The organism is Streptomyces monticola (assembly GCF_042665355.1).
Classification (GTDB): domain Bacteria; phylum Actinomycetota; class Actinomycetes; order Streptomycetales; family Streptomycetaceae; genus Streptomyces; species Streptomyces monticola.
In genome coordinates this window covers 99,825-120,925 of record NZ_JBHTCF010000011.1, presented here as the reverse complement: position 1 = coordinate 120,925, position 21,101 = coordinate 99,825, and the positions used below count along the sequence as shown (strand labels likewise).

The following is a 21,101-nucleotide window of genomic DNA, read 5'->3' as shown; positions in this document are numbered from 1 at the left end:
GGGTGGAACATGTCTCGGTGGAAGGAGCTGCCCGACTCGCTCGACCCGCGGGTGCGGCAGTTCGTCGTGCAACTGCGCAGGATCAAGGACCACAGCGGCCTGGGACTTGCGACCCTCGCTGCGAGGACGGCGTACAGCCGCTCGTCCTGGGACCGCTATCTCAACGGAAAGGCGCTGCCGCCGGCCGAGGCGGTCGAAGCACTCGCCCGCGCCTGCGCCGCCGACCCGGCCCGGCTGCTCGCCCAGCGCGAAGTGGCGGCGGAGGCCTGGGGGACCACCGGCCAGGAGAGCGGCCAGGAGAGCGAGCAGGAGACCGACCAAGAGATCGACCAGGAGACCGACCGGGAAGAACGGTCCGGTGAAAGCGGTGTGGAGCCGCGGGCGGCCGCGGGCCGTCTGCGGCGGGTCCCTTGGGTGGCCGTCGTGGTGTCGAGCCTCACCACCGCCGCGGTGATCCTGGGCGCCCTCGTCCTGATCGCGCCTTGGGAGGACGACGAGGGGAGTGCGGACGCCGACAAGCCGTACACCGGTGAACCCCACCCGGAATACGGGGAGTTCACCTACGAACCGGGCAAGCGTTACGACTGCGAGGTGCGCCGTGACGACGACGGCCGGCTGTACGCGGGCTACAGCCGCACGCGCACGGAGCTGATCGAGCGGCTCTCCACGCGCTGGTCCGTGGTCGAGGCCCAGTGCCTGCTGCTGTACCGCGGACAGAACCTCGGTGTGGCCGACGGCGCGTTCGGCAACGCCACCGAGCGTGCGGTCAAGCGGATCCAGGACCAGGGGAACATCGCGGTCGACGGCAAGGTCGGGCCCGACACCTGGAAGGTGCTGAGGAAGTGAACCACCGGGAACGCGTCGAGGAGGGGCGCCGCGGCGGGCGCCCGGAGCCCGCGCTGCCCGTGGAGTGCGCACGGCTCGCCGCCGCGCTGCGCGAGCTGCGGACCGCGACGGGCCTCAGCCTGGCCGCGCTCGCGGCGAAGACGCCGTACAGCAAGTCCTCTTGGGAGCGCTATCTCAACGGCAAGGTGCTGCCGCCCCGGCAGGCCGTGGAGCAGCTGTGCAAGCTCGCCGGTGAACGCCCGGGACGGCCCCTGGCGTTGTGGGAGCTGGCCGAGCCCACCTGGAGCGGCCGCGCGGGCGGGAGTGGCCATGCGGGCGCGGGCGTGGCGCCCGCTCCGGCCGGGCCCGCCGGCACACAGAGGGGCGGACAGGGAGACGGGCAGAGGGACGGACCGAAGGACGGACCGGGGGACGGTGCGACGGACGGGCAGAGGGACGGGACGAACGCGCGCGTCCCCGCGCACCGGCGCCTTCGCTCCGCGGGATTCTTCGCCGGGGCGCTCGGCGGGCTCGCCGCGGTCGCCGCCGGGGTGCTCCTGATCGTCTGGGGCATCGACGGCAGCGGAAACGGCGCGGAAGGGACGAGACCGCCGCGCGGCACCGCGCCGGGGCCCGGCTGCTCGGGAGAGACCTGTACCGGCAAGGACCCGGAGGCGACCCGCTGTTCGGGTGCCGCGTTCCCGCCGAGCACCCTCGCGGAGCGGCGCTTCGGCTCGGGCACGGTGGTCAAGGTGCGCCGCTCCGCCAGGTGCGGCACGGTGTGGGCCCGTATCGACCGGGGCCTGACGGGCGACCGCGTCGAGATCACCGCACCGGGCATCGCGGCCCAGCAGACCGAGGTCCGGGACCGGTTCGACGAGGAGGGCTCCCTGTCGACGCCGATGGCGGCGGCCGCTGCCGCCGACCATCCCGATGTACGGGCCTGCCTGGTGCGGTCACAGGAGAGGACCTGCTTCCCGGCGGCCTCCTGAGCGGAAGTCGTGACGGAACCTGTCCACGGCAGGGCAGTACCTCTCAGCACCTGTCCACGGCAGGGCAGTACCTCTCAGCACCTGTCCACGGCAGAGACACGGGGCGGGACAACGGCGCCCGTCCTCTCCCCCGAGGGAGGACGGGCGCCGTCGGTGTGCCGGGCGGGGCGCCCGACCCGTGGGGCCGGGTGTCCCGCTCGGGTTCCAGAGTCATGGACGCGACAACGGTGGATCAAGTGCCGCCTGGGGCCTGTGACGCGGAGGTGACCATTCCGGCACGGTGTCCGAGGGGCGCAACGATCTTCACGGAGCGGCAACGCGGCAACTCAGGCTATTCACCGTTAACTCACCCATAACGGTGCAGTGTTGAAGATCCTTGAGGGGGGTTCCGTATCGCGGAACGGGGTGGCGATGGGAGACTGGCCGCGGCTCCGTGGCCGCGCGAAGGGGCGTGGCCTGGGCCACAAGTGCACCTGTGCGCCCCCGTCGGGGGAACTGACGTCCCGGATCGAAGCATCCCTGTGGGTAGTCAGAACGCGGGCAAGGCAGGGCATCACGCGGGGAGTCGGCAGGCACGTACACGGGGGGACAAGGGGGAGGCAATGCCTCGTTGGAGGGCGCTACCGGAGGAACTCGACCCGCAGGTGCGCGAGTTCGCGAGCCAGTTGCGCAGGCTCGTGGACCGCAGCGGGCTGAGCATCGCCGCGGTGGCGGACCGCACCGGCTACAGCAAGACGTCGTGGGAGCGGTATCTGAACGGCCGGCTGCTCGCACCCAAGGGCGCCATCGTCGCCCTGGCCGAGGTCACCGGCACCAATCCGATGCACCTCACCACCATGTGGGAGCTCGCGGAGCGCGCCTGGAGCCGTTCCGAGATGCGGCACGACATGACCATGGAGGCGATCCGGATATCCCAGGCGCGTGCCGCTCTGGGGGAGTTGGGCACGGCGCCGGCGAACACCAAGGGCAAGAAGAGCGGTGCGCGCGGCGGTTCCGCGCAGGCGGGTCCTGCCGGGCCCCAGGTGCAGCAGCCCGGTGCGGCGGCCGGCGGCGCGGTGGCCGGTGACGGTGCCGGCGGCGCGATGGCCGGTGGCGGTGCCGGCAGTGCCGGGGCGTCCGTCGCCGCGCCCCCGGGGCCGCCCGTCGCGGGGATGGCGCAGCCACCGGGCCCGCCCGGTCAGTCCGGTACGCCCGGTTCGGCGCCGTCCGACCGCTCTCCCGACCGGCAACGGCAGCGCCGGAAGCTGACGATGTTCCTCGCGGGTGTCGTCGGTGCCCTCGTCGTGATCGCGGTCGCGATCTTCCTCACCGGCCTGCCGGGCGAGGACGAGCCGGAGGCCAAGCCGTCCGCGTCACCGACCACCAGCGAGCGCGAGCTGCCCAAGGGCGTCAAGTGCGTCGGCACGGACTGCGCGGGCAAGGACCCGGAGCGGATGCGCTGCGGCGGTGAGCTCGCGCGGACCAGCACCAGCGTCACCGTCGGCACGGCCCTGGTGGAGGTCCGCTACAGCAAGACGTGCGGCGCCTCCTGGGCCCGTATCACCGGGGCGCAACCCGGCGACACCGTGCAGATCAGCGGCTCGCAGGCGGGTGGGCGCGAGAGCGGCAAGGTGAACGCCGACGGCGACGCGTACACCCCGATGGTGACCGCGAAGAGCGCCACGGCGGCGAAGGCCTGCGCGACGTTGCAGTCCGGCCAGACGGGCTGCACGGGCTGAGCGCACGGCGTGACCGTGCGCCGCGACGGCCCGAGCGCACGGCGTGACCGTGCGCCGCGACGGCCTGAGCGCACGGCGTGACCGTGCGGCCGCGACGGCCTGAGCAGGGTGAACCGTGCGGTGCGCCGGGGGACTTGAACTAATCGGCGGTGAAGGGGAATGCCTGCCTCACAGCGGGGCAGGCGCACCGTACCCCCACGGGAGTACGGGTCTACTGGGACGCGAGCCCCAGGCCCCCGGCACCCGGACGGCGGCCGCCCGCGTCTCCTCTCCCGAGCCGGCGGCCGCCGCCGTAGTTGTGGCGCCGGTCGTGGTTCCGGTGGCCCCTCGGGCGGTCGCGCCGGTTGTGGTCCTGGCCACATGGGTGCGGGGGTGAGCGGCGGCCCGGGCGCGATAGCCTGACCGGTGGATCTCTCTTGACGTCAAGGGATCGATCACCCGTGATCGATCATCGGGACGCCGAGTTTCGATCACCCCACTGCTACTGCCAGCTGTCTACGGAGATCGCCATGACCCGCACTCCCGTGAATGTCACCGTCACCGGCGCGGCCGGCCAGATCGGCTACGCACTGCTCTTCCGTATCGCCTCCGGCCATCTGCTCGGCCCGGATGTGCCGGTCAAGCTGCGTCTCCTGGAGATCACGCCGGCCCTCGGCGCCGCCGAGGGCACCGCCATGGAGCTCGACGACTGCGCCTTCCCGCTGCTTCAGGGCATCGAGATCAGCGACGACCCGAACGTCGCCTTCGACGGTGCCAACGTCGCCCTGCTCGTCGGCGCCCGCCCGCGCACCAAGGGCATGGAGCGCGGTGACCTGCTCGAGGCCAACGGCGGCATCTTCAAGCCGCAGGGCAAGGCCATCAACGACCACGCCGCGGACGACGTGAAGGTTCTGGTCGTGGGCAACCCGGCCAACACCAACGCCCTGATCGCCCAGGCCGCCGCCCCGGACGTACCGGCCGAGCGCTTCACCGCGATGACCCGCCTCGACCACAACCGCGCCCTGTCGCAGCTGTCGAAGAAGACCGGCACCCCGGTCGCGGACATCAAGCGCCTCACCATCTGGGGCAACCACTCCGCGACCCAGTACCCGGACATCTTCCACGCCACGGTCGGCGGCAAGAACGCCGCCGAGGTCGTGAACGACGAGAAGTGGCTGGCCGACGAGTTCATCCCGACCGTCGCCAAGCGCGGTGCCGCGATCATCGAGGCCCGTGGCGCCTCCTCGGCCGCCTCCGCCGCCAACGCCGCGATCGACCACGTCCACACGTGGGTCAACGGCACCGCCGAGGGCGACTGGACCTCCATGGGTATCCCGTCGGACGGCTCCTACGGCGTCCCGGAGGGCCTGATCTCGTCCTTCCCGGTCACCACGAAGAACGGCTCGTACGAGATCGTCCAGGGCCTGGACGTCAACGAGTTCTCGCGCGCCCGTATCGACGCCTCCGTCAAGGAGCTCGCCGAGGAGCGCGACGCGGTCAAGGGCCTCGGCCTGATCTGAGCAGGTCCGGTCCGGTCCTCCGGTACGTACGCACGCATCGCCGTCCGTACGTACCGGACGCGCAACTGGCTCCGCCCCGGCGGCCGTTACGAGACGGCGGCCGGGGCGGAGTGCTTTTCCCGTGGGGACGGGGCGGTGGGCCACAGGTGAGTGCGGCGGGTCAGGCGTTGCGCAGGACGGCCTTCCAGGTGCCCTTCCAGCCGGCGTCCACCCGCTGCTCCTTGACGATCCTGGAGCCGAAGCCCGGGTAGCGCGGCGAGGCGTGCACGGTCGTCTCGGCGAACACCCCCGGACCCTGCTTGCGGCGCTCGACCTTGCCGTGGCGGATGGCGAGCGCGGCGTTCACATTGGACACCGAGGCGCCGGCGCCCAGGACCTTGGTGACCTTGCCGCTCTTGGTCTGGTACGAGACCCAGAGCTGCTCGCTGGTGACCGCGATGCCGTAGATCTGCTCCGTCATCGTGTAGGTGATCCTGGTGTTGGTCCTGCTGCTGCTCGACTTCTTGGTGATACGGGCGTCCCGCACGAACCGCACATCGCTGTTGTACGCGACCGGCTTGCGCAGATGCGGAGTGCTCGTGCTGCCCTTGAGCGCGCCGAGGAACGCCGAGTAGACCTCGCGGCTCTGCAAGTAGCCCACGAACTTGGTCTGCTGGGCCGGGGACAGCTTGCGGAAGGACCGCAGGGTGGCCTTGGCGGCGGGCGTGCCCTTGGCCTCCAGATAGCCGACGTATCCCTTGACGGTCAGCCGCTTCTTCGCGCCTTCCTGCGCGGATACGTGCTCTTGGGCGGCCGCCGTCTGCTGCCGGACGGGAGCGTGGTCGACGGCCGATGCCGCCGGGGCCAGGACCGCGAGGGCCGCCGCGCCCGCGACGGCGGCCGATCCGATGCGCCGCATGGGAAATCCGTTGTGCACCGCTACTCCTTTTCCGGGGGGACGTGTCAATCACCCTAGGGAAAAGGGGAGTTACGCGATATTGGACTTTCAGGCACCGCCCCAATGGGCAAGGGGCGGCCAGGGCTCACTGAATACTGCGCTCACTAAATATTGCCGAGTACCCGGTCGACGGCGAATGCCGCAGTTCCCAGAACGAGCACGATGAGGAGGTAGGCGATGCCCTGCTCGCGGCGCAGCTTCCACACCTTGGGAATTTTCACGACGGCGGAGACGAGGCCGACCGCGACAATGGCCGCATTGATCCAGAACATGGTGGGCCGGTCCGAGAGCGTTCCGGTGCCGATGCTCGCCACGATGAACAGAAGGATCGGCGGCCAGGCGTGGTCCACCGCTCCCTTGGACTTGGCGCCCGTCGCGGTCCCGGAGGTTCCGTCAACCATTGCTACTCCTCAATTCGGTGTGCTCATAACAGAGTTGTGCCTGGCCACGCCGCCGCAAGGCCAGGTGCGCATCCTGCCATGTGGCCGGGACACGTCAGCACCCTGAGGGACGCCGGAAGGTCCGCGGCCGTTGCCTCGGGAGCGAAAGAAGTGGCGGCGGAGACGGCTGTGCGCCCCTGGCCGCAGCAGCGGACCCAGGGGCGCACAGCATTCCGTCCGACCGGCTCCCCGAAGGGAAGGGATCAGAACAGGATGTCGATCAGCCACTCGGCAGCGTTCTTGAGGGTGATCGAGCCACCGAGGGTGATCGCCCAGCGAACCGGCTTGGGCAGCTTGGCGAGCTGCGCACGAAGGTACTTGTAGCCCTTCTTCGCCCACGACTTGATCTTCTTCTGCCACTTCTTCGGCAGCTTGCTGAAGGCCTTCTTCAGGGCCTTCTTCTTCAGCTTGTCCCACCAGCCCTTGGGGGCGACCTGGTTCGAGCCGGACTTGGTGTCGGCGTTCGCCGAAGCGGCCTGGGCCTCGGAGACCAGCTTGGCCATGCTCGGGGACAGCGTGGCGGCACCGGCCTGGTTGCCACCGGCGGTCTGGGTCACGGCGACGCGGGGGGCGGACTCCTGGGTCGCGGCCGACGCGGCCGGCGCGGCCACACCGAGGGCGACGGCGGCAACGAGGGATGCGGCGGTTATGCGCAGTTTCCGGTTCACGGAATGCAGCCTTTCTTGAGCGGATATCCCGGAAAAGGATGGGGATCCGAACAACTCCCGGGAGCAAGGCCGCAGTTGGCCTGGCGAGAACATTTCTAATCCGCTCGACTGCACGCTCACAATTGGCAGTTGGGGCATGACCCGAAGAGACCACGCCCCTCCGGGCAACTGCCCGAAGAGCCAATGGCGCCGCCGCTGCGCGAAGGAGCAGGATCCGTATGCCATGAGCAATACCGTCGAAGTGCTGCTCCTCGTCGGAGCGGCCAGCGTCGGCCTGGTCCTGTCGTACGTATTCCGGCCAGGCGATCCGCAACCCGCCAACCAGCGACGAAAGAGCCCCTGATGCGCACCCTGAGCAAGGCCTCCACGACCGGCGCCCTGGCAGCCGGTGTGGCAGCCGCGGTTCTCCTGTCCGCCTCACCGGCGTTCGCGGCCAAGAAGCACTACGTTGCGGACAGTCACCACCACACCCGCACCACGGCCGTGGTCGCCGACAAGAAGGCCAACAAGCTGCACTACCTGATGGGCGACTACACCGCCCCGAAGAAGGGGACCTACTTCCTGCGCAGCGTGGTGGTGAAGCCCGGCAAGAAGCCGCAGCTCGGCAAGTGGCTGCGGGCCAAGTTCGTGGGCGAGATCAGCAACGTCTACCGGGTCTCGTGGGACTACAAGTCGTCGCCCCGGACCTTCCCCGACAAGACCAAGGTCTATACGCAGATCAAGGGCGTCGGGAACACGCCCGCCATCAAGCTCTGAGAGAACCCCCAAAGAGGTCCGGCGGGACCGCTGCCCGGGTGCCTGTGGGGGGCGCCCGGGCGGCACTGCTTCCCCTATGCTGTGACGCGGCACACATTCCGTCCCAACACATGCGCCTCATAAGGCAGTTGGAGTCACAGGGGGAGCGTTGACGCAGCACACCCAGGTGCCGGCGCAGGCCGGTCCGGCGCGGACGGAGGCCCAGGGAGTCCCGGCCGCCCTGCCTCCCGCACCCCCCGAGGCCAGCGAGGCGACCCGGCTGCTGTGCGCGGGCGGCTATCTCGACGAGGCCTACCGGGACGCGGTCATCGAGGAGCTGTACGTCCACGAGGAGCGCATCGTCGCGCCCTCGCTCGGCTTCGACGCCGCCCGGGTGCTCGCCCACGCGCTGCGTGCCCGCCGTCTCGAACTCGGCTGGTCCGCGCTCATCCTGCTGTTCTGGGTCCTCGGCTTCGTGCTCAGCGAGTATCTGCTCTTCGTCTTTCTGATGCCGTCCGTGGTGCTGTTCCTCGCCGCGAAGATCCGCGGCACCCAGGAGCGCCCGCCGGTCTGGCGCCGGGTGCCCGCCTGGTGGGTGCGCTGGTGGGGCCGGATCCTGATGATCTACGCGCTCCTCGCCCTGGGCCGGGTGGTCACCGGCGGGAGCGGGGGCGAGAGCGCCGTCTCGGTCGCCGGCGCCTTTCTGCCCGACGCGCTGGACGAACTGCTCCTGGAAACCGGCTCGTCCGGCGCAGGCGAGGTCAGGCCCTTCCATGCCTGGGCGGCGCTGGCGGCGCTGCTGCTCGTGACGGTGTGTGTGGCGGCCAAGCGCGGGCAGTTCGCGCGGGCCCTGGCGGCCGAGCTGCACCCGGGCAGGTTCCCCGACGTGGCGGCCGACCCGGCCGAGGCGGCCGAGGGCGGCCGGTTCCAGCGGCTTCGCGGGCGGATCAGGACCGAACAGCACGCTCCGCTGGTGATGTACCACTCGGCGCACCCGTTCTGCGGCGCGGGCACGCCGTACGACTCCTGGACGCTCGCCGTCGAACTGCGGCCCGAAGAGACGGCCGATGAGCAGAAGCCGCTCGGCAACCGCGTGATCCTGGACGCCATCCGCCCGCTCCTGGCCGATCTGCGGGTGCCCGCACCGCACGCCGGGGCCAGGGTGCGCGACCGGCTGCGCCAACTGCAGGTCGACGAGTGTGTGTTCCTGCCGGTGGCCGGGCTGCCGCGGCGCGACCTCGCGCCTTACGGAGAGCAGGACTTCCTGGTCCACCGGGCCGAGGCGGTGGAGGAGGGCGGCGAGACCCGGCGGCACTTCCTGCGGATCAGGGTGGGCGGCTGGGAGGAGGAGGTCGTCACCACGGTCTTCGTACGGGTGCACACGCAGGGCGGCATGCTGATGCTGGAGATCGCCCCGCATGTGCTGCTCCCGGTCCGCAAGGACTTCGGGAACGCCGACCGGATCGCCCACCAGTACCGCCACAACAGCCTGTTCGGCAAGGGTGTCTGGGCGCTCGCCCGCACCCCGCGCTCGCTCGTGGACGCCCTGGCCACCCTGGGCCGCGGGTTGGCGTTCAGCTGGCGCATCCTGACCGGCGGCCAGGGCGCGGCGCTGCCGGACGGGCCCGCGGTGTCGGTGCGCGAGCTGGGCTCGGACGGGGACGCCTCGCTCTTCCAGGAGATGGACGTACGCCGCTATCTGAAGTCCGTCCAGGACCGTGTGGCCAACGGCGTCCGCAGCGCGCTCAAGGACGCGGGCTACCGCACCGACGAGTTCGCGCAGAAGATCGTGAACGTCAGCGGCGGCGGCACCCTCATCGAGCACGCGAGCGGCGCCTTCGCCGTGGGCGACCACAACACCATCACCAACCAGGCGGCGGCGACGGGGAGTCCGGGCGCACAGCCCGCCTCCGGCGCACCGTTCACCAAGGACGGGGGAGACGCGGATGGCAGCGGCCATGGGTGACAGCGGCAAGGACGGGCAGGGGCCCGTGCGGGGCTCTTCCGGTATCCATATCCACAACGTGCAGGGCGCGTTCGCCATCGGTGACGGCAACAGCGTGGTCCACCAGCCGGGCGCGGACCGCCGTGACCCGGACCAGGAGGAGCTCCTGCGGGCGGTGCGGGAGCTCCGGGCCGACCTCGCCCGGCTTGTGCGCAACGACCAGACGCTCACTCTCGATGCCGAACTGGAGCGTGCCGAGGGCGAGATCGAGCGCACCGGCCGGGCCGCCGACGGCAGGCTCGTGCGGCTGCGGCAGGCGCTCGCCGACGCGGGCGCGGTGACCGGGCTCGTGGCCTCGGCGGCCGCCGTCGGCCAGGCCGTCGGCGCGCTCCTGGGGAGCTGAGCGTGGCCGACGAGGGCCAGGTCCGCTGGAACCCCGACACACAGAGCTGGGAGACCGGCGGCCGGAACGACCGGGCGCCGTACACACCACCGCCCCCGCCGCGCCCCGAACACGCCCCGGGCGGCGTGGAGTTCGAGACACAGGCTGGGCAGCCGGGGCAGCCAGAGCCGGGGCACGCAGGGCAGTACGGCGGGCCCGGCCAGTACGGACAGCCAGGCCAGTACGGACAGTCAGGCCGGTACGGACAGCCAGGCTCCGCGCGGCGCCCGTGGTTCCGCGGCAACGCGGTGGTGGCCGCCGTGGTGGTGGCCGTGGTCGCGGCCGGCGTCGGCGGCTATCTGCTGTGGGGCCGCGGCGACGACACCCCCGCGGACGCGAAGCCCGCACCGAGCGCCGTCGAGTCCTCGCCGGGGTCCACGCCGTCGGACTCCGCCTCCTCGGATCCCTCGGACACCACTCCCACCGCGAGCCCCTCGCCGACCCCGCCTCCGCCCGGCTACGAGACGGTCACCGAGGACGGCTTCGCCCTGGTGGTCCCGCAGGGCTGGCAGCGCCGTACGGAATCCGGCAAGAACGGCGTCACGCTCTATTACTACGAGGCGCCCGACGGCCCCGAGCGGATCCAGGTCTTCCAGGTCACCGAGCCGGACGCGACCCCGATGAGCACCCTGAGGCTGGCTGAGAAGGACCTCAAGCGGCTGCCCGGCTACGAACGCACAAGCCTGGGCCCGGTCTCCGACGAGCGGGGCGAGGCCGCGGAGCTCGACTACTCCTACGACAGCGAGCAGTGGGACATGCGTCTTCGCACCCTGGACCGCATCATCCCGGCGACGTCCGACAGTCCCGCGACGCTGTACGCGGTCCTCAGCATCGGCCCGGCGGACGAGTGGCCGCAACAGCGCCAGGCCATCGAGGAGGCGGCGACGTCGTTCGCCGTAACACCCGGTGACTTCTGACCGGCGGCGCCTTCCGGCCGAGGCCCTCGCACGGAGAGTGACGACAAGAGTGCTGAAAGTGGCCTTATGTGTCACGTATCTCGCCGCCGCACCGCCCGGACAAACCAGTCTTACCCACATGACCAGGGCCTTTCGCCCGCATGTGGCGTGACTCATGGCACTTTCCACACGGGAACCGACATGCTTTTCAGGCCCCAGGGCAGGGGCATCGGATCACTGGCGTGACTCGCAGTGAACAAATCGGTAAACGGAAGGCAAGACGCGAAGTGTCGGCACAACAGACCATCCACGTGGACGGAGAGTGGCGTAACGCCGCCTCCGGAGCCACGCGCGAGATCCTCGACCCCGCGGATGCCAAGCCGTTCGCCGTGGTGGCGGAGGGCGGCACCGAGGACGCGGACGCCGCGATCTCCGCCGCACGCAAGGCGTTCGACCAGGGCCCGTGGCGGCACACCCCGGTCGCCGAGCGGGCCGCGCTCCTGCGCCGGGTCGCGGACCTCCTGGTCCGTGACCGCGAGGAGATCGGCCTCCTGGAGAGCCGGGACGCGGGCAAGACCGTCGAAGAGGGCCGTGTCGACGTCGACTGCGTCGCCGACGCCTTCCGCTACTTCGCCGACCTCGTCATCGGCGAAGGCGCGGGCCGGGTCGTGGACGCGGGCACGGACACGGTGCACAGCGTCGTCGTGCACGAGCCCATCGGTGTCTGCGCGATGATCACGCCCTGGAACTACCCGCTCCTGCAGGCCAGTTGGAAGATCGCCCCGGCGCTCGCCGCCGGCAACACCTTCGTCATCAAGCCCAGCGAGGTCACCCCGCTGACCACGGTGGCCCTGATCGAGCTGCTCGTCGAGGCCGGACTCCCGGCCGGCGTCGCGAATATCGTGACCGGCCCGGGCCACACCGTCGGCGCCCGCTTCGCCGAGCACCCCGACGTCGACCTGATCTCCTTCACCGGCGGACTCGTCAGCGGCACCAAGGTCGCCCAGGCCGCCGCCGTGAGCGTCAAGAAGGTCGCCCTCGAACTCGGCGGCAAGAACCCCAACGTCGTCTTCGCCGACGCCTGCGCCACCGACGAGGACTTCGACACCGCCGTCGACCAGGCCCTGAACGCCGCGTTCATCCACAGCGGCCAGGTCTGCTCGGCCGGCGGCCGCCTCATCATCGAGGAGTCGGTGCGCGAGCGCTTCGTCACCGAACTCGCCCGCCGCGCCGCGAAGATCAAGCTCGGCCGCGGCACCGAGGACGGCGTCGAGTGCGGCCCGCTCGTCTCGCAGCAGCAGCTGGACAAGACCGAGGGCTATGTCGCCTCCGCGCTGGAAGAGGGCGCCAAGCTCCTGACCGGCGGCAAGCGGCCCGAGCCCAGCGAAGTACGGCCCGCCGAGGGCTACTTCTACGAGCCGACCGTCCTCGACGGCTGCCACCGCGAGATGCGTGTCGTACGCGAAGAGGTCTTCGGTCCTGTGCTCTCCGTGGAGACCTTCACCACCGAGGACGAGGCCGTGGCCCTCGCCAACGACACCGAGTACGGCCTCGCCGGCGCCGTGTGGACCCAGGACCCGGGCCGCGCCCGCCGCGTCGCCGCGCGTCTGCGCCACGGCACCGTGTGGATCAATGACTTCCACCCCTACCTGCCGCAGGCGGAGTGGGGCGGCTTCGGGAAGTCGGGTGTCGGCCGTGAACTGGGCCCCGCGGGGCTCGCCGAGTATCGCGAGGCCAAGCACATCTACCAGAACCTGGACCCGAAGCCGGTCCGCTGGTTCGCGGGCTGAGCACGGCCCCGCGCACGGGCTGAGCCCGGCCCCGCGCGGGCCGGGCACCCCCCCCCTCACGTAAGAAGCACCCCCGCAAGCACCCATTACGCGAAGCACTTTTGCACGAAGTGGAGCAGACAGACATGCCTCAGTACGACTACGTCGTGATCGGCGGCGGCACCGCAGGTTCGGTGATCGCATCCCGTCTCACCGAGAACCCCGACGTCACCGTCGCCGTCATCGAGGGCGGCCCCAGCGACATCGACCGCGATGACGTCCTGACCCTGCGCCGCTGGATGGGCCTGCTCGGCGGGGACCTCGACTACGACTACCCGACGACCGAGCAGCCGCGCGGCAACTCGCACATCCGGCACAGCCGCGCCAAGGTCCTCGGCGGCTGCTCCTCGCACAACACCCTCATCGCCTTCAAGCCGCTGCCGTCCGACTGGGACGAGTGGGCGGCGAACGGCGCGGAGGGCTGGGACGCGGCGTCCATGGAGCCGTACTTCGCGAAGCTGCGCAACAACGTCGTGGCCGTCGACGAGAAGGACCGCAACGCCATCGCCCGCGACTTCGTGGACGCCGCGCAGGCCGCGCTCGGCGTCCCGCGCGTGGAGGGCTTCAACAAGAAGCCCTTCAAGGACGGTGTCGGCTTCTTCGACCTGGCCTACCACCCCGAGAACAACAAGCGCTCCAGCGCCTCGGTCGCCTATCTGCACCCGCACATCGAGGCCGGCGACCGCCCCAACCTCACGCTGATGCTGGAGACCTGGGCGTACAAGCTGGAGCTCGACGGCACCCGCGCCCGCGGCGTCCACGTGCGCACCAAGGACGGCGAGGAGCTGCTGGTCGAGGCCGGCCGCGAAGTCCTCGTCTGCGCGGGCGCCGTGGACACCCCGCGCCTGCTGATGCACTCCGGCATCGGTCCCCGTAAGGACCTGGAGGCCCTGGGCATCGAGGTCGTACACGATCTGCCGGGCGTCGGCGAGAATCTGCTCGACCACCCCGAGTCGGTCATCGTGTGGGAGACCAACGGGCCGATCCCCGAGAACTCCGCGATGGACTCGGATGCGGGTCTGTTCGTGCAGCGGGACCCCGAGTTCCAGGGGCCCGACCTGATGTTCCACTTCTACCAGATCCCGTTCACGGACAACCCGGAGCGCCTCGGCTACGAGCGCCCCGAGCACGGTGTGTCCATGACGCCCAACATCCCCAAGCCGAAGAGCCGCGGCCGTGTCTACCTGACCAGCAAGGACCCGGAAGTAAAGCCCGCGTTGGACTTCCGTTACTTCACGGACGAGGACGACTACGACGGCCGTACGCTCGTCGACGGCATCAAGATCGCCCGTGAGATCGCCAAGTCCGAGCCGCTCGCGCACTGGCTCAAGCGTGAGGTGTGCCCCGGGCCCGAGGTCACCGGCGACGAAGAGCTGAGCGAGTACGCGCGAAAGGTCGCGCACACCGTCTACCACCCTGCGGGCACCTGCCGAATGGGTTCCTCCGCTGATGAACTTGCCGTAGTGTCCCCGGACTTGACGGTCCGCGGCCTCGATGGCATCCGTATCGCCGATGCGTCCGTCTTCCCCACGATGCCCGCCGTGAACCCGATGATCGGTGTGCTGATGGTGGGGGAGAAGTGCGCGGAACTGCTGACCGGGAGTGATGTCCGATGACCGCCGCCACTGAGAAGACCCACGGGAGTCCCGAGGCCGCGAAGGACCCCGCCGCGCCCGTGTTCGCCGTCCGCGACCTGTGGAAGGTGTTCGGCCCCAAGGCCGACCGAATACCGGGCAACAAGGAGTACGCCGCCCTGTCCGGCGCCGAGCTGCGTGAGCGCACCGGCTGCACCGCCGCCGTGCGGGACGTGAGCTTCGAGGTGAAGCGCGGCGAGGTGTTCGTCGTCATGGGCCTGTCCGGCTCCGGCAAGTCCACCCTCGTGCGCACCCTGACCCGGCTGATCGAGCCGACCAGCGGCACCATCGCCATCGACGGCGAGGACGTCCTCGCCATGGACAAGAACCGGCTGCGCGAACTGCGCCGCCGCCAGACCGCGATGGTCTTCCAGAACTTCGGCCTGCTGCCGCACCGCTCCGTCCTCGACAACGTCGCGTACGGCCTGGAGATCCAGGGCATGGGCAAGGCCGAGCGCCGCGCCAAGGCGCTGCAGATCGTCGAGAAGGTCGGCCTGCAGGGCCTGGAGGAGCGCCGCCCCACCCAGCTCTCCGGCGGTCAGCAGCAGCGTGTGGGCCTGGCCCGCGCCCTCGCCGTCGACCCCGAAGTACTGCTCTTCGACGAGCCGTTCAGCGCCCTCGACCCGCTGATCCGCCGGGACATGCAGGAAGAGGTCGTCCGGCTGCACCGCGAAGAGGGCCGCACGATGGTCTTCATCACCCACGACCTCAGCGAGGCCCTGCGCCTCGGCGACCGCATCATGCTGATGCGGGACGGCGGCGTCGTGCAGCTCGGCACCCCCGAGGAGATCGTCGCCAACCCGGCCGACGAGTACGTCCGTGACTTCGTCCGTGACGTCCCGCGCGAGCAGGTCATCTCGGTGCGCCGCGCGATGCGCCCCGCCGACTCCGACGAGGCCGAATCGGGCGCCGCGCTCGCCCCCGACACCCTGGTCGTCGACGCCATCGAGGCCGTCGCGCGCAGCGGCGAGCACTGCCGGGTCGTCGAGAACGGCCGCACCCTCGGCGTCGTCGACCACTCGCGGCTGCTCGCGGTGGTCGCCGGTATCGACGAGGGGCCCGACACCACCGACACCGAGGGCAAGGAGGTGGCGGCCGTATGAGTACCGACCATATGAGCCGTTCCCGTACGGAAGGGGGCCGCCGATGAGTACCGCCCCGACTCCCGTACTGGACAAGGCCGATGTGCCCGAGAGCACCCCGGTCGTCCCGCAGACGCCCGGTGTCCTCGCCCGCATCGCCGCCCACCCCAAGGCACTGCTCCTGATCGCGGTCCTCCTGGTCGCGGTCGTCAGCGCGGCCGTCAGCGGCAGCGGCATCTGGCCCGCCGACCTGACCTTCGACCTGAAGGCACCGCTGACGGACTTCAACGAGTGGCTGGTCGAAAACCGCGACAGGCACTGGATCTTCCTGTACTTCCTGCTGCACATCAGCAACACCGCCACATCCGCGGTGGACGGTGTGACCGCAGTCCTGGAGAGCCTCGGCTTCATCGGCGTCACGGTCGCCGCCGTCGCCATCGGCTGGCTCGCGGGCGGCGCCGACCTGGGCCGCCGCGCGCTGCGCACCGCGGCCACGGCGCTCGTCACGTTCGCCGTCATCGGTGTGCTCGGCGTGTGGGAAGGCGCCATGGAGACGCTCTCCCTGATGGTGGTCAGCGTCGCCGTGGCCGCGCTCATCGGTGTGCTGCTCGGACTGATCGCCGGGCTTTCGGACCGCGGCGAGCGCATCCTGCGCCCGGTCCTCGACACCATGCAGGTGCTGCCGGCGTTCTCGTATCTGCTGCCCTTCGTGCTGATCTTCGGCACCGATGTGCCGTCGGCCTTCGCCGCCACGGTGATCTACGCCGCCCCGCCGATGGCCCGGCTCACCGCGCTCGGCCTGCGCAGCGCGGACGCGGCCGCCCTGGAGGCGTCCCGGTCGCTCGGCGCCACGTCCTGGCAGCAGCTCATCACCGCGCGTCTGCCGCTCGCCCGCAAGCACATGCTGCTGGGCCTCAACCAGACGATCATGATGTGCCTTTCGATGGTCGTGCTCGCCGCGATGATCGGCGCCGCCGGACTCGGTGAGCTGATCTTCAAGGCGCTCTCCATCCTCGACACCGGCCAGGCCGCGTCCGCGGGTATCGCGATCGTCCTGATGGCCATCTGGCTGGACCGCACGACGGCCGCCGCCGGCGAGGGCCTCGATGTGCCGAAGACCGGCCGCCGCCCGCTGTTCGCCTGGATCCGCTACGGGGCCCTGGTGGCCGCGGTGGCGGTGGCGACGGTGGCGGGCCAGGCCCTCGGCAAGCAGGAGTGGCCGGAGAACTGGGTGCTGCCCGTCTCGGGCCCGATCAACACGGTCGCCGAGTGGATCGAGAACGAGCTCGGCTCCGGCATCCCGGTCATCGGCGGCACCCTCACCTGGGCCCAGGGATTCGCGAACTACGTCATCAACCCGACGCGCGACGCGCTGCAGGGCACCCCGTGGTGGGCGCTGCTGCTCGTGGGCGGAGTCCTCGCCTATCTGGCGGGCCGCTGGCGCGCGGCGCTCACCACGGTGCTCGCCCTCGGCCTGGTCGGCGGCATGGGTCTGTGGACGCGTTCCATGGACACGCTGTCGCAGGTCATCGCAGCCCTCGTCGTGACCCTCGTCCTGGGCTTCGCGATCGGCATTCTCGCCGCCCGCGTCGACTGGGTGGAGCGCATGATCCGCCCGGTGCTCGACACCATGCAGACGCTGCCGCAGTTCATCTATCTCATCCCGATGGTGGCGCTGTTCCTCGGCGGCCGCTTCGCCGGTATCGCGGCTGCGGTGATCTACGCGCTGCCCGCGGTCGTCCGCATCACCAACCAGGGCATCCGCTCCATCGACCCGGCGGCCCTGGAGGCCTCCCGCTCCCTCGGCGCCACCACGGGCCAGCAACTGCGCCAGGTCCAGCTGCCGCTGGCCCGCAAGGCGCTGCTGCTCGCGGTGAACCAGGGTGTCGTCCTCGTCCTTTCCATGGTCGTCATCGCGGGCATGATCGGCGGCGGCGCGCTCGGCGTGGATGTCGTCAAGGGCCTGGCCAAGGGTGACCTCGGGCTCGGCATGACCGCCGGTGTCGCGATCGTGTGCCTCGGCATCCTGCTCGACCGGATCTCGCAGCCGGCCGCGGAGACAGCCAAGCTCCGCGAACCGGCCAAGCGCGGAGTCCTCACTTCCTGACTCCGCCAACTCCCTGGCGCCCCCCACGCCGTCTCACATCTCCCGCATCTCCTGCCAAGTAAGGAACGTCAAGTGAAGCCCAGTAAGCGCATATCAAGCACTCTGTTCGCCGGTGCCGGTGTCCTCGGCATGGTCGCCCTCAGCGGCTGCGGTGCCGCCGAGACCGGCAAGTCCGGTGGCTCCGACGAGGTCACCATCACCGTCCCGTCGTGGGTCGGCGCCCAGGCCAACGCCGAGGTCGCCAAGGTGATCCTCGAAGAGGAGCTGGACGTCAAGAAGGTCAACCTCAAGACGATGGACGAGCCCATCGCCTGGGACGCCCTCAACAACGGCGAGGCCGACGCGATCCTCGAGGACTGGGACGGCCAGCCCGAGAAGCAGAAGCTCTACATCGACCAGAAGAAGAGCGTCGTCAAGGGCGGCGACCTCGGCGTGACCGGCCACATCGGCTGGTTCATCCCGAAGTACTACGCCGACAAGCACCCCGAGGCGAAGACCTGGGAGGGCCTGAACAAGCTGGCCAAGGACTTCAAGTCCTCCGAGTCCGGCGACAAGGGCGAGTTCCTGGGCGCGGCCCCCTCGTACACCACGTACGACGAGTACCTGATCAAGAACCACAACCTGGACTTCAAGGTCAAGGAGACCGGCAACGAGGCCGCTCAGATCAAGGAGATCCAGCAGAAGTACAAGAACAAGCAGCCCTTCATCACCTACTGGTGGGAGCCGCAGTGGCTCAACTCGGACGTCGACCTGGTCGAGGTCAAGCTCCCCGAGTACAAGGAAGGCTGCAACGAGCCCAAGGAGAAGACGGAGTGCGGCTACGCCAACACTCCGCTCCAGAAGTACTTCAACAAGGACTTCGCGAAGGACGGCGGTGACGCCGCCCAGTTCCTGAAGAACTTCAAGTGGACCACCGAGCAGCAGAACGTCGTCGCCAAGTGGATCGCCAAGGACAAGATGTCCGGCGAGGAAGCCGCGAAGAAGTGGGTCAAGGAGAACAAGGACGTGTGGCAGGCGTGGCTGCCGAAGAAGTGACCTTCGGGTCCTTCGGGTCCTTCGGGTCCTTCGGGTCCTGCGGATCCTTCGGATCCCTCGGTTCTCCGGGCTGACGCCCTGCGATGACGACGGTGCCGGCCACCCCTTCCTTGGGGGCGGCCGGCACCGTCGTATGCGCTACGAGCGCTGTTCTCGCCACGTGAGGTCGGTGAGGCCGGCCCTAGTTGCCGAGGCCGATCATCACGTTCGGCTCCTTCTCCAACAGCCTGGAAATACCGGCCTGTTCGGCCCGTGCCTGGCGCTGCGGATCGGCCTCGGCGCGCTCCCTGGCGTACTTTTCCCACCCGGCCGGCTGCAGGAACAGCATGTTGTTGGTGCCCGGCACCACCATGACGCCCCCGAAGGCGGGGTCGCCCGCGAACCAGGCGCCGTCGTTCTCGGCGCCCTTGGGCCAGCGGCGCCTTGTGGACGCGTTCAAGGCCCGCATACGTCTCGCGCCGTGCTGCCCCCGGGAGGACAGCTTCACGACGTACACCTCGCCGAGGACCAGGAACGTGCTGCTCCGGCGCATGTCCACGCGGGTGCGGTACTAGAGCGGATAGGTCCCGAGAACTCTCTCGCACACCTTGAGACGGTGTCCGTGCGACAGCCGCAGCAGCAGGAACACCAGCACAAGCAGACCAGGGACGATCCACACCGTCGTGAAGAAGGAGACGGGCAGCCCGGCCGAGTGCAGTGCGAAGGGCACGGCGATCAGAGCGGCGCCGAGGACCACGCGGGCCGCGATGCGCCGGTTGCGCATGCTCCGGTTGTTCTGGAGGACTTGGGCTGCATCCGGTTCCGGGGGAGTTCGCGTCACGCGACGTCATTCCTGTCGTATGTGCCGGTCGCCGGTCGGTCGTCTGCGCGCGGGTGGCGGGCTCTCCGTGGAGGCCTAGATGATCCTGCGCGTGAGGTCGGCCCGCTCCGCGCGGGCGACGCGGTCGGGGCCGGCCTGCTTGCGGCCCGGCTCGGTCGCTTCCCAGTCGTCGGGCTGCATGAGGAAGAACGCCCCGCTGCTCGGAACATAGCCGACCGCGCCGAAGTGCAGATCTCCCGCGATGTACACGCCGTTCTCGATGCCTTCGGGCCACGGGTTGCGCCACGGGCCGCGCCGGGGCACCGGATTCATCCGCATCAGCGGCGACTCCTGGCCGTCGGCGGTGTGCAGCGTGAGCGTCATGCTCTTCGGCCGGCCCTTGGTCGCCTCGGCGCCGGCCACCTTGGTGATCCGCGGGCAGAACGTGTCGAAGGAGTACTGCGCGAGCGTTCTGCGGCAGCTCTTGGTGAGGACGATCGCGACGGGGATGCTCTTGAGCGACCCGATCAGACCGAAGATGCCGATGAGGATGCACGGCCCTCCGATGACGAACACCCAGGACATGCCGGCGCGATTGGCCGCGGAACCCGCTGCCGGTCCTCCGAACGCCATGAGTGCGTAGACCGCGGTGTTGCGGGTACCGGCCCACCACATCCCGTTGGTCAGCTTCCGGCGCAGCGCGGCCGTGTCCAACGCCCCCGTCGCGTGGGCACTTTGAGTGTTCTCCGACATCAATTCTCCTGCAGTCGCCCAGTGTGACTGGTGCTATCCAAAGTCGTTCCGCATGGCGGCGGCGGCACCGGTCGGCTCTTCCGGCTTCCGGCCCTCGTCGGCAGCCCCGGCTCGCGTGGGGTCGGTGAAGGTCAAGGTGCGGGCGATGCCGAGCAATATGTTCCGGTAGTCGTCGGCGGAGTCGAGATCCGGGGTGACCATCTGGAGCACGATGAGCTCAGGGGTGCTCTGGGCCGCCACTGCGACGGTGCCCTGCCAGAGGTGACTCGGGGCCGAGTCGTTCACCTCCGGCCGCCGGGTCGACCGCGGGGCGGGGGAGCGCTGCTCGGCGAGGTAACCGAGCCCGCAGGGCAGCTCAAGGGGGCGCAGGCCTTCGTCGGCGCCGTCCGCGGCGCTGCCCGCGAGCCCGGCCACCACAAGCTTCGGACTCCCCGATGTCGGCAGCGTCGACACGGTGAACACCGACGTCGTGAAGCCACCGGATTCGCCGGGATGGACCCCGAGCGCGCACTCCTGCACCCGGTTGGCGTTCAACAGGCCGACGATGCCCGCGTACAGGCGCAGCGCCCGGTCCGCCTCGTCCCGTTCCTGCCCGTGCAGCCCACGGAGTTGACTGACGACTTCCATGAGCTGCTCGGGCAGCGGATTCAGGTCCAGGGAGACATATCCGACGGGCAGCCCGTACCAGAAGGACGGCTTGCGGTCGTCCCGTGGTGCGGTGATCAGTTCGTTCACGGTTATGCGGTGCCTTCGCTCTCGCAGTGG

20 protein-coding genes are annotated in these 21,101 nt (G+C 70.0%); 13 read left to right on the top strand and 7 right to left on the bottom strand.

The annotated features are described in order from the left end of the window. Window positions 1–9: 9 nt before the first annotated feature. The 4 genes from ACFQVC_RS24600 to ACFQVC_RS24585 all read left to right on the top strand — a co-directional run bounded on the left by ACFQVC_RS24600 (window position 10) and on the right by ACFQVC_RS24585 (window position 5,034). Window positions 10–846, top strand: a complete 837-nt coding sequence (locus ACFQVC_RS24600) for a helix-turn-helix domain-containing protein (RefSeq protein ID WP_381834261.1) — start codon at window positions 10–12, stop codon at window positions 844–846. Next, a complete protein-coding gene (locus tag ACFQVC_RS24595) occupies window positions 843–1,817 on the top strand; it encodes a helix-turn-helix domain-containing protein (protein WP_381834258.1) in 975 nt (324 codons plus the stop codon). The genes ACFQVC_RS24600 and ACFQVC_RS24595 overlap by 4 nt, the downstream gene beginning before the upstream one ends. Before the next feature lie 602 nt (window positions 1,818–2,419). Beyond that, the gene (locus tag ACFQVC_RS24590) at window positions 2,420–3,535 is read left to right on the top strand and encodes a helix-turn-helix domain-containing protein (protein WP_381834255.1); all 1,116 of its coding nucleotides are present in this window, start codon (window positions 2,420–2,422) and stop codon (window positions 3,533–3,535) included. A 509-nt stretch (window positions 3,536–4,044) separates the two neighbouring features. Further along, window positions 4,045–5,034 (top strand): malate dehydrogenase, encoded by a 990-nt coding sequence (locus ACFQVC_RS24585; protein WP_381834252.1) that lies wholly within the window; start codon window positions 4,045–4,047, stop codon window positions 5,032–5,034. Window positions 5,035–5,194: 160 nt separating this feature from the next. Here ACFQVC_RS24585 and ACFQVC_RS24580 read toward each other — a convergent pair whose 3' ends face one another. The 3 genes from ACFQVC_RS24580 to ACFQVC_RS24570 all read right to left on the bottom strand — a co-directional run bounded on the left by ACFQVC_RS24580 (window position 5,195) and on the right by ACFQVC_RS24570 (window position 7,079). After that, complete coding sequence (locus tag ACFQVC_RS24580) at window positions 5,195–5,950, bottom strand: hypothetical protein (protein WP_381834249.1); 756 nt, start codon at window positions 5,948–5,950, stop codon at window positions 5,195–5,197. Between the two features lie 125 nt (window positions 5,951–6,075). Continuing rightward, window positions 6,076–6,372, bottom strand: coding sequence for a hypothetical protein (locus tag ACFQVC_RS24575; protein ID WP_381834246.1), 297 nt, complete (start codon window positions 6,370–6,372; stop codon window positions 6,076–6,078). 242 nt (window positions 6,373–6,614) lie between these two features. After that, window positions 6,615–7,079, bottom strand: a complete 465-nt coding sequence (locus ACFQVC_RS24570) for a hypothetical protein (protein ID WP_381834243.1) — start codon at window positions 7,077–7,079, stop codon at window positions 6,615–6,617. Window positions 7,080–7,421: 342 nt separating this feature from the next. Here ACFQVC_RS24570 and ACFQVC_RS24565 point away from each other — a divergent pair, with 342 nt between their 5' ends. The 9 genes from ACFQVC_RS24565 (at window position 7,422) to ACFQVC_RS24525 (ending at window position 18,784) form a co-directional block, all read left to right on the top strand. Next, complete coding sequence (locus ACFQVC_RS24565) at window positions 7,422–7,835, top strand: hypothetical protein (RefSeq protein ID WP_381834240.1); 414 nt, start codon at window positions 7,422–7,424, stop codon at window positions 7,833–7,835. Window positions 7,836–7,983: 148 nt separating this feature from the next. Continuing rightward, the gene (locus tag ACFQVC_RS24560) at window positions 7,984–9,780 is read left to right on the top strand and encodes a hypothetical protein (protein ID WP_381834237.1); all 1,797 of its coding nucleotides are present in this window, start codon (window positions 7,984–7,986) and stop codon (window positions 9,778–9,780) included. Next, the gene (locus ACFQVC_RS24555; protein WP_381834234.1) at window positions 9,761–10,162 is read left to right on the top strand and encodes a hypothetical protein; all 402 of its coding nucleotides are present in this window, start codon (window positions 9,761–9,763) and stop codon (window positions 10,160–10,162) included. The genes ACFQVC_RS24560 and ACFQVC_RS24555 overlap by 20 nt, the downstream gene beginning before the upstream one ends. 2 nt (window positions 10,163–10,164) lie before the next feature. Further along, the gene (locus ACFQVC_RS24550) at window positions 10,165–11,118 is read left to right on the top strand and encodes a hypothetical protein (protein ID WP_381834231.1); all 954 of its coding nucleotides are present in this window, start codon (window positions 10,165–10,167) and stop codon (window positions 11,116–11,118) included. Window positions 11,119–11,384: 266 nt separating this feature from the next. Beyond that, a complete protein-coding gene (locus ACFQVC_RS24545; RefSeq protein ID WP_381834229.1) occupies window positions 11,385–12,887 on the top strand; it encodes an aldehyde dehydrogenase family protein in 1,503 nt (500 codons plus the stop codon). A gap of 125 nt (window positions 12,888–13,012) precedes the next feature. Beyond that, window positions 13,013–14,542 (top strand): GMC family oxidoreductase, encoded by a 1,530-nt coding sequence (locus ACFQVC_RS24540; RefSeq protein ID WP_381834226.1) that lies wholly within the window; start codon window positions 13,013–13,015, stop codon window positions 14,540–14,542. Beyond that, window positions 14,539–15,663: a quaternary amine ABC transporter ATP-binding protein gene (locus tag ACFQVC_RS24535; RefSeq protein ID WP_381834223.1), complete on the top strand. Its 1,125-nt coding sequence runs from the start codon at window positions 14,539–14,541 to the stop codon at window positions 15,661–15,663. The genes ACFQVC_RS24540 and ACFQVC_RS24535 overlap by 4 nt, the downstream gene beginning before the upstream one ends. A gap of 43 nt (window positions 15,664–15,706) precedes the next feature. Next, the gene (locus ACFQVC_RS24530; RefSeq protein WP_381834220.1) at window positions 15,707–17,749 is read left to right on the top strand and encodes an ABC transporter permease; all 2,043 of its coding nucleotides are present in this window, start codon (window positions 15,707–15,709) and stop codon (window positions 17,747–17,749) included. 129 nt (window positions 17,750–17,878) lie between these two features. Further along, window positions 17,879–18,784, top strand: a complete 906-nt coding sequence (locus ACFQVC_RS24525) for an ABC transporter substrate-binding protein (RefSeq protein ID WP_381834742.1) — start codon at window positions 17,879–17,881, stop codon at window positions 18,782–18,784. Between the two features lie 181 nt (window positions 18,785–18,965). On the opposite strand, the gene ACFQVC_RS24520 is transcribed toward ACFQVC_RS24525, so the two are convergent. The 4 genes from ACFQVC_RS24520 to ACFQVC_RS24505 form a co-directional block, all read right to left on the bottom strand. Beyond that, complete coding sequence (locus ACFQVC_RS24520) at window positions 18,966–19,316, bottom strand: hypothetical protein (RefSeq protein ID WP_381834217.1); 351 nt, start codon at window positions 19,314–19,316, stop codon at window positions 18,966–18,968. Between the two features lie 18 nt (window positions 19,317–19,334). After that, window positions 19,335–19,547 carry a hypothetical protein gene (locus ACFQVC_RS24515; protein WP_381834214.1) on the bottom strand — a complete coding sequence of 71 codons (213 nt, stop codon included), beginning with the start codon at window positions 19,545–19,547 and terminating at the stop codon, window positions 19,335–19,337. A 132-nt stretch (window positions 19,548–19,679) separates the two neighbouring features. After that, a complete protein-coding gene (locus tag ACFQVC_RS24510; protein WP_381834211.1) occupies window positions 19,680–20,336 on the bottom strand; it encodes a hypothetical protein in 657 nt (218 codons plus the stop codon). A 33-nt stretch (window positions 20,337–20,369) separates the two neighbouring features. After that, window positions 20,370–21,071 (bottom strand): hypothetical protein, encoded by a 702-nt coding sequence (locus ACFQVC_RS24505; RefSeq protein WP_381834209.1) that lies wholly within the window; start codon window positions 21,069–21,071, stop codon window positions 20,370–20,372. Window positions 21,072–21,101 lie beyond the last annotated feature (30 nt).

Excerpts from the sequence above, each read along its gene's own strand:
- ACFQVC_RS24600 (WP_381834261.1), top strand. The coding sequence starts at position 10 with ATGTCTCGGTGGAAGGAGCTGCCCGACTCGCTCGACCCGCGGGTGCGG.
- ACFQVC_RS24590 (WP_381834255.1), top strand. The coding sequence starts at position 2,420 with ATGCCTCGTTGGAGGGCGCTACCGGAGGAACTCGACCCGCAGGTGCGC.
- ACFQVC_RS24585 (WP_381834252.1), top strand. The coding sequence starts at position 4,045 with ATGACCCGCACTCCCGTGAATGTCACCGTCACCGGCGCGGCCGGCCAG.
- ACFQVC_RS24575 (WP_381834246.1), bottom strand. The coding sequence starts at position 6,372 with ATGGTTGACGGAACCTCCGGGACCGCGACGGGCGCCAAGTCCAAGGGA.
- ACFQVC_RS24565 (WP_381834240.1), top strand. The coding sequence starts at position 7,422 with ATGCGCACCCTGAGCAAGGCCTCCACGACCGGCGCCCTGGCAGCCGGT.
- ACFQVC_RS24555 (WP_381834234.1), top strand. The coding sequence starts at position 9,761 with ATGGCAGCGGCCATGGGTGACAGCGGCAAGGACGGGCAGGGGCCCGTG.
- ACFQVC_RS24540 (WP_381834226.1), top strand. The coding sequence starts at position 13,013 with ATGCCTCAGTACGACTACGTCGTGATCGGCGGCGGCACCGCAGGTTCG.
- ACFQVC_RS24535 (WP_381834223.1), top strand. The coding sequence starts at position 14,539 with ATGACCGCCGCCACTGAGAAGACCCACGGGAGTCCCGAGGCCGCGAAG.
- ACFQVC_RS24530 (WP_381834220.1), top strand. The coding sequence starts at position 15,707 with ATGAGTACCGCCCCGACTCCCGTACTGGACAAGGCCGATGTGCCCGAG.
- ACFQVC_RS24525 (WP_381834742.1), top strand. The coding sequence starts at position 17,879 with ATGGTCGCCCTCAGCGGCTGCGGTGCCGCCGAGACCGGCAAGTCCGGT.
- ACFQVC_RS24520 (WP_381834217.1), bottom strand. The coding sequence starts at position 19,316 with ATGCGCCGGAGCAGCACGTTCCTGGTCCTCGGCGAGGTGTACGTCGTG.
- ACFQVC_RS24515 (WP_381834214.1), bottom strand. The coding sequence starts at position 19,547 with ATGCGCAACCGGCGCATCGCGGCCCGCGTGGTCCTCGGCGCCGCTCTG.
- ACFQVC_RS24510 (WP_381834211.1), bottom strand. The coding sequence starts at position 20,336 with ATGTCGGAGAACACTCAAAGTGCCCACGCGACGGGGGCGTTGGACACG.